Origin of the sequence: Kitasatospora sp. NPDC057904, assembly GCF_042887925.1 — a bacterium.
In the GTDB taxonomy this organism is placed as follows: Bacteria; Actinomycetota; Actinomycetes; order Streptomycetales; family Streptomycetaceae; genus Kitasatospora.
In genome coordinates, this window is sequence record NZ_JBHVOL010000056.1 from 1 (window position 1) to 6,371 (window position 6,371).

1 protein-coding gene, 4 tRNA genes and 3 rRNA genes are annotated in these 6,371 nt (G+C 50.9%); 1 reads left to right on the forward strand and 7 read right to left on the reverse strand.

All coding sequences use genetic code 11. The annotated features are described in order from the left end of the window. Window positions 1-212: 212 nt before the first annotated feature. The 7 genes from ACFVSN_RS44875 to ACFVSN_RS44905 form a co-directional block, all read right to left on the reverse strand. Window positions 213-285 (reverse strand) — tRNA-Thr (locus ACFVSN_RS44875). A gap of 2 nt (window positions 286-287) precedes the next feature. Beyond that, window positions 288-362, reverse strand: a tRNA-Asn gene (locus ACFVSN_RS44880). Between the two features lie 46 nt (window positions 363-408). Continuing rightward, window positions 409-524, reverse strand: a 5S ribosomal RNA gene (rrf, locus tag ACFVSN_RS44885). A gap of 50 nt (window positions 525-574) precedes the next feature. Continuing rightward, window positions 575-3,504 (reverse strand): 23S ribosomal RNA (locus ACFVSN_RS44890). An 82-nt stretch (window positions 3,505-3,586) separates the two neighbouring features. Then, window positions 3,587-3,662: transfer RNA gene (locus ACFVSN_RS44895), tRNA-Ala, on the reverse strand. 14 nt (window positions 3,663-3,676) lie between these two features. Further along, window positions 3,677-3,753 (reverse strand) — tRNA-Ile (locus ACFVSN_RS44900). 100 nt (window positions 3,754-3,853) lie between these two features. Then, a 16S ribosomal RNA gene (locus ACFVSN_RS44905) occupies window positions 3,854-5,403 on the reverse strand. Together the 16S, 23S and 5S rRNA genes with 4 tRNA genes alongside form the textbook arrangement of a ribosomal RNA operon. Window positions 5,404-5,743: 340 nt before the next feature. Here ACFVSN_RS44905 and ACFVSN_RS44910 point away from each other — a divergent pair. After that, window positions 5,744-6,371 (forward strand): polysaccharide deacetylase family protein (locus ACFVSN_RS44910; RefSeq protein ID WP_387959283.1); only part of this gene is annotated, 628 nt, incomplete at its 3' end.

Consider the following 6,371-nt stretch of genomic DNA (forward strand, 5'->3'; position numbering starts at 1 on the left):
AGTAATTATATCAAGGTTTTGATAAAAGTCAATACCGTTTAACAATTAATTATGTTAATCTCTTTTGCATCCTTGAAGAAAGGCTTCATCAGAAGACGCGCTAAATACCTATACCTTAACTGGTACAATCAGCAACAGATATTTACTGAACTAAACAAAAAATAACAGTTCCATAACGCGCGGAAACTGCTTCAGATCAACGTATTTAGATAAGCTTCCAAGCGGGCTCGAACCGCTGACCTCTTCCTTACCATGGAAGTGCTCTACCTGCTGAGCTATGGAAGCAATGGCTCCGCAGGTAGGACTCGAACCTACGACCGATCGGTTAACAGCCGATAGCTCTACCACTGAGCTACTGCGGAATATTATAAGCTTCATAAACAAAAACATGGTAGATAAAATAAAAAAGCTTGGCGGCGTCCTACTCTCACAGGGGGAAACCCCCGACTACCATCGGCGCTGAAGAGCTTAACTTCCGTGTTCGGCATGGGAACGGGTGTGACCTCTTCGCTATCGCCACCAAACCATTGAGAGTGTTCTCTCAAAACTAGATAACAGTAAGCATACATTCAAATTGGTTAAGTCCTCGATCGATTAGTATCTGTCAGCTCCATGTGTCGCCACACTTCCACCTCAGACCTATCAACCTGATCATCTTTCAGGGATCTTACTTCCTTGCGGAATGGGAAATCTCATCTTGAGGGGGGCTTCATGCTTAGATGCTTTCAGCACTTATCCCGTCCGCACATAGCTACCCAGCGATGCCCTTGGCAGAACAACTGGTACACCAGCGGTGCGTCCATCCCGGTCCTCTCGTACTAAGGACAGCTCCTCTCAAATTTCCTGCGCCCGCGACGGATAGGGACCGAACTGTCTCACGACGTTCTGAACCCAGCTCGCGTACCGCTTTAATGGGCGAACAGCCCAACCCTTGGGACCGACTACAGCCCCAGGATGCGATGAGCCGACATCGAGGTGCCAAACCTCCCCGTCGATGTGGACTCTTGGGGGAGATAAGCCTGTTATCCCCGGGGTAGCTTTTATCCGTTGAGCGATGGCCCTTCCATGCGGAACCACCGGATCACTAAGCCCGACTTTCGTCCCTGCTCGACTTGTAGGTCTCGCAGTCAAGCTCCCTTGTGCCTTTACACTCTGCGAATGATTTCCAACCATTCTGAGGGAACCTTTGGGCGCCTCCGTTACCTTTTAGGAGGCGACCGCCCCAGTCAAACTGCCCACCTGACACTGTCTCCCCGCCCGATAAGGGCGGCGGGTTAGAAGGTCAATACAGCCAGGGTAGTATCCCACCGATGCCTCCACCGAAGCTGGCGCTCCGGTTTCCAAGGCTCCTACCTATCCTGTACAAGCTGTACCAACATTCAATATCAGGCTGCAGTAAAGCTCCACGGGGTCTTTCCGTCCTGTCGCGGGTAACCTGCATCTTCACAGGTACTATAATTTCACCGAGTCTCTCGTTGAGACAGTGCCCAGATCGTTGCGCCTTTCGTGCGGGTCGGAACTTACCCGACAAGGAATTTCGCTACCTTAGGACCGTTATAGTTACGGCCGCCGTTTACTGGGGCTTCAATTCGCACCTTCGCTTACGCTAAGCGCTCCTCTTAACCTTCCAGCACCGGGCAGGCGTCAGCCCCTATACTTCGCCTTACGGCTTCGCAGAGACCTGTGTTTTTGCTAAACAGTCGCCTGGGCCTATTCACTGCGGCTCTCTCGGGCTTTCACCCTAACAGAGCACCCCTTCTCCCGAAGTTACGGGGTCATTTTGCCGAGTTCCTTAACGAGAGTTCTCTCGATCACCTTAGGATTCTCTCCTCGCCTACCTGTGTCGGTTTGCGGTACGGGCACCTCTCACCTCGCTAGAGGCTTTTCTTGGCAGTGTGGAATCAGGAACTTCGCTACTATAATTCGCTCGCCATCACAGCTCAGCCTTCACGGGAAACGGATTTGCCTATTTCCCAGCCTAACTGCTTGGACGCGGATATCCAATACCGCGCTTACCCTATCCTCCTGCGTCCCCCCATTGCTCAAATGGTGAGGAGGTGGTACAGGAATATCAACCTGTTATCCATCGCCTACGCCTTTCGGCCTCGGCTTAGGTCCCGACTAACCCTGAGCGGACGAGCCTTCCTCAGGAAACCTTAGGCATTCGGTGGAGGGGATTCTCACCCCTCTTTCGCTACTCATACCGGCATTCTCACTTCTAAGCGCTCCACCAGTCCTTCCGGTCTTGCTTCACAGCCCTTAGAACGCTCTCCTACCACTGTTCGAAGAACAGTCCGCAGCTTCGGTGATACGTTTAGCCCCGGTACATTTTCGGCGCAGAGTCACTCGACCAGTGAGCTATTACGCACTCTTTAAATGGTGGCTGCTTCTAAGCCAACATCCTGGTTGTCTAAGCAACTCCACATCCTTTTCCACTTAACGTATACTTTGGGACCTTAGCTGGCGGTCTGGGCTGTTTCCCTTTCGACTACGGATCTTATCACTCGCAGTCTGACTCCCAAGGATAAGTCATCGGCATTCGGAGTTTGACTGAATTCGGTAACCCGGTAGGGGCCCCTAGTCCAATCAGTGCTCTACCTCCGAGACTCTTACCTTGAGGCTAGCCCTAAAGCTATTTCGGAGAGAACCAGCTATCTCCAGGTTCGATTGGCATTTCACCCCTACCCACACCTCATCCCCGCACTTTTCAACGTGCGTGGGTTCGGGCCTCCATTCAGTGTTACCTGAACTTCACCCTGGACATGGGTAGATCACCTGGTTTCGGGTCTACGACCACGTACTCAATTCGCCCTATTCAGACTCGCTTTCGCTGCGGCTCCGCATCTTCTGCTTAACCTTGCACGGGATCGTAACTCGCCGGTTCATTCTACAAAAGGCACGCCATCACCCGTTAACGGGCTCTGACTACTTGTAGGCACACGGTTTCAGGATCTCTTTCACTCCCCTTCCGGGGTGCTTTTCACCTTTCCCTCACGGTACTGGTTCACTATCGGTCACTAGGGAGTATTTAGCCTTGGGAGATGGTCCTCCCGGATTCCGACGGAATTTCACGTGTTCCGCCGTACTCAGGATCCACTCAGGAGAGAACGAAGTTTTGACTACAGGGCTGTTACCTCCTATGGCGGGCCTTTCCAGACCTCTTCATCTACCTCGTTCCTTTGTAACTCCGTACAGAGTGTCCTACAACCCCAAGAGGCAAGCCTCTTGGTTTGGGCTGGTCCCGTTTCGCTCGCCGCTACTCAGGAAATCGCATTTGCTTTCTCTTCCTCCGGGTACTTAGATGTTTCAGTTCCCCGGGTCTGCCTTCTCATATCCTATGTATTCAGATATGGATACCACTCCATTACGAGTGGTGGGTTTCCCCATTCGGAAATCTCCGGATCAAAGCTTGCTTACAGCTCCCCGAAGCATATCGGTGTTCGTCCCGTCCTTCATCGGCTCCTAGTGCCAAGGCATCCACCGTGCGCCCTTTCTAACTTAACCGTTAAAAAGAATCACTACGTGATATCTTGCATTACTAATTGAATGTGAATTACTTCTGTTATCTAGTTTTCAAAGAACACGTTGGTGGAGCCTAGCGGGATCGAACCGCTGACCTCCTGCGTGCAAAGCAGGCGCTCTCCCAGCTGAGCTAAGGCCCCGTATTGGGTAAAGATGGTGGGCCTGAGTGGACTCGAACCACCGACCTCACGCTTATCAGGCGTGCGCTCTAACCAGCTGAGCTACAGGCCCATCTACCATATGAAAGAATCAAAGTTCCTTCAAAACTAAACAAGACAGGGAACGTTCTGTTTATAAGACCCAAGGTCTTATATTCCGTTAAAATCCTTAGAAAGGAGGTGATCCAGCCGCACCTTCCGATACGGCTACCTTGTTACGACTTCACCCCAATCATCTGTCCCACCTTCGGCGGCTGGCTCCAAAAAGGTTACCTCACCGACTTCGGGTGTTACAAACTCTCGTGGTGTGACGGGCGGTGTGTACAAGGCCCGGGAACGTATTCACCGCGGCATGCTGATCCGCGATTACTAGCGATTCCAGCTTCACGCAGTCGAGTTGCAGACTGCGATCCGAACTGAGAACAGATTTGTGGGATTGGCTTAACCTCGCGGTTTCGCTGCCCTTTGTTCTGTCCATTGTAGCACGTGTGTAGCCCAGGTCATAAGGGGCATGATGATTTGACGTCATCCCCACCTTCCTCCGGTTTGTCACCGGCAGTCACCTTAGAGTGCCCAACTGAATGCTGGCAACTAAGATCAAGGGTTGCGCTCGTTGCGGGACTTAACCCAACATCTCACGACACGAGCTGACGACAACCATGCACCACCTGTCACTCTGCCCCCGAAGGGGACGTCCTATCTCTAGGATTGTCAGAGGATGTCAAGACCTGGTAAGGTTCTTCGCGTTGCTTCGAATTAAACCACATGCTCCACCGCTTGTGCGGGCCCCCGTCAATTCCTTTGAGTTTCAGTCTTGCGACCGTACTCCCCAGGCGGAGTGCTTAATGCGTTAGCTGCAGCACTAAGGGGCGGAAACCCCCTAACACTTAGCACTCATCGTTTACGGCGTGGACTACCAGGGTATCTAATCCTGTTCGCTCCCCACGCTTTCGCTCCTCAGCGTCAGTTACAGACCAGAGAGTCGCCTTCGCCACTGGTGTTCCTCCACATCTCTACGCATTTCACCGCTACACGTGGAATTCCACTCTCCTCTTCTGCACTCAAGTTCCCCAGTTTCCAATGACCCTCCCCGGTTGAGCCGGGGGCTTTCACATCAGACTTAAGAAACCGCCTGCGAGCCCTTTACGCCCAATAATTCCGGACAACGCTTGCCACCTACGTATTACCGCGGCTGCTGGCACGTAGTTAGCCGTGGCTTTCTGGTTAGGTACCGTCAAGGTGCCGCCCTATTTGAACGGCACTTGTTCTTCCCTAACAACAGAGCTTTACGATCCGAAAACCTTCATCACTCACGCGGCGTTGCTCCGTCAGACTTTCGTCCATTGCGGAAGATTCCCTACTGCTGCCTCCCGTAGGAGTCTGGGCCGTGTCTCAGTCCCAGTGTGGCCGATCACCCTCTCAGGTCGGCTACGCATCGTCGCCTTGGTGAGCCGTTACCTCACCAACTAGCTAATGCGCCGCGGGTCCATCTGTAAGTGGTAGCCGAAGCCACCTTTTATGTCTGAACCATGCGGTTCAAACAAGCATCCGGTATTAGCCCCGGTTTCCCGGAGTTATCCCAGTCTTACAGGCAGGTTACCCACGTGTTACTCACCCGTCCGCCGCTAACATCAGGGAGCAAGCTCCCATCTGTCCGCTCGACTTGCATGTATTAGGCACGCCGCCAGCGTTCGTCCTGAGCCAGGATCAAACTCTCCGATAAAGTAGTTTGACTGACTACGCACATCGCTGTGCGATTTATTTAAAACTTTGAATTAACAGGTACGTTTTGTCTTGTTTAGTTTTCAAAGATCATTACCGCTTGTTGAAGCAGCTTTATTATCTTACCACTCAGCTTCTTTTATGTCAACAACTTTTTTTAAGTTGTTTCCGAAGCTTTTCGTTGTTGTCTGCTGTTCATCAGCGACGTTTAATAATATACCATGCATTCTTTAAATTTAGCAAGTGTTTTTTTCATTTTTTTTAAAACGTATTTCGTTATATTCATCTCCGCCGCGGCATACGATGTAATCAAGCATGGACAAGATAAGGAGGCGTCATCAGTGAATCACTTCTACGTGTGGCACATCAGAAGGATAAAACAGCTGCTTATTATTATCATTGCCGCATTTGCAGCAGCCAGCTTTTTTTATATACAGAGAGCCGTCCCCCTTCCTGTATTTTTAACTGATAGCGGCCCGAAGGCTATTTCAAAAGGGGAGACGAAAGCGGGCGAAGTCGCATTAACATTCGATATCAGCTGGGGCGACGAAAAGGCGGTTCCTATTCTGAACGCGCTAAAAGCAAACGGTATTAAAAACGCCACTTTTTTTCTGTCAGCTTCTTGGGCGGAACGGCACCCGGACACAGTTGAACGTATGGTAAAAGACGGACATCAAATCGGCAGCATGGGATATGCGTATAAGAATTATACCAACCTAGAGGACAATGAAATAAAAAAAGATATCCTCCGGGCCCAGACTGCATTTAAAAAGCTGGGTGTGAAGAATGTTCATTTACTCCGCCCGCCGACCGGACAATTTAATAAAAAGGTTCTTACCATTGCACAGAAGTACCACTATTCAGTGGTTCATTACAGCGTTAACTCGCAGGATTGGACAAATCCCGGCCCTGATAAAATCATTGAAAATGTAAACAGTCATATAAAAGGCGGCGACATTGTCCTGCTGC